Source organism: Aliihoeflea sp. 40Bstr573 (genome assembly GCF_024105655.1).
In the GTDB taxonomy this organism is placed as follows: domain Bacteria; phylum Pseudomonadota; class Alphaproteobacteria; order Rhizobiales; family Rhizobiaceae; genus Aliihoeflea.
Window position 1 is genome coordinate 1 of the sequence record NZ_JAAAMH010000067.1, and the last position, 842, is coordinate 842.

At 61.2% G+C, this 842-nt stretch carries 1 protein-coding gene; it reads left to right on the forward strand.

Going from position 1 to position 842, the window contains the following annotated elements; all coding sequences use genetic code 11:
* Positions 1-72: 72 nt before the first annotated feature.
* Positions 73-836, forward strand: a protein-coding gene (locus GTK01_RS20920; protein WP_252929789.1) for an IS5 family transposase whose coding sequence is annotated in 2 segments (ribosomal slippage) — positions 73-406 and positions 406-836 — 765 coding nt in all. Because the reading frame shifts where the segments join, the coding sequence is not laid out codon by codon here.
* The last annotated feature ends 6 nt before the right edge of the window (positions 837-842 follow it).

Consider the following 842-nt stretch of genomic DNA (forward strand, 5'->3'; position numbering starts at 1 on the left):
GCTAGGGTCAGGACCCATTAATTTGTTGAGTTGATGGCTGTTGGGTGATTCAAGGTGGCAGGAGGTGCTGCCTTGAGTGATTTGCTGATGCTGACGGCGGCGCAGATGCGCCGGATTGAGCCGTACTTTCCACTCTCGCACGGGGTACCGCGGGTGGACGACCGGCGGGTGCTTAGCGGCATCCTGTTCGTCATCCGGAACGGCCTTCGCTGGCGCGATTTGCCTGCAGGCTACGGTCCGCACAAGACCATCTACAACCGCTTCATCCGCTGGAGTCGACTGGGAGTGTTCAACCGCATCCTCCTGGAGCTGGCCGCGCAGGGCGGCGACACGGACAACCTGATGATCGATGCCACTCACCTCAAGGCGCATCGTACCGCTGCCAGCCTGCTCAAAAAGGGGCTCTACCCCGATGTATCGGGCGCAGCCGAGGCGGCCTGACCACCAAGCTGCAGGTGGTCTGCGATGGCAAGGGGCGCCCGCGACTTCTGCATGTGAGCGAAGGGCAGACCAACGATCACAAAACTGCCGCCGCAGTGATCGAGGACTTGCCTGCCGCCAGCTTCCTACTGGCCGACCGGGCGTACAGTTCCGCTGCCTTCCGCCAAGCGCTCGTCGATCGCGGCATCACGCCATGCATTCCACCCCATGCCAGCCACCGCGTACAGCACAGCTACGATCCGGTCCTCTACCGCCAGCGCCACAAGATCGAGAATATGTTCGCTCGCCTTAAGGACTGGCGGCGCATCCACACAAGGTACGAACGATGCGCTCACACCTTCTTGTCAGCAATCGCTTTCGCGGCAGTCTTCATCTTCTGGATCAATGAGTCCTGACCCTAG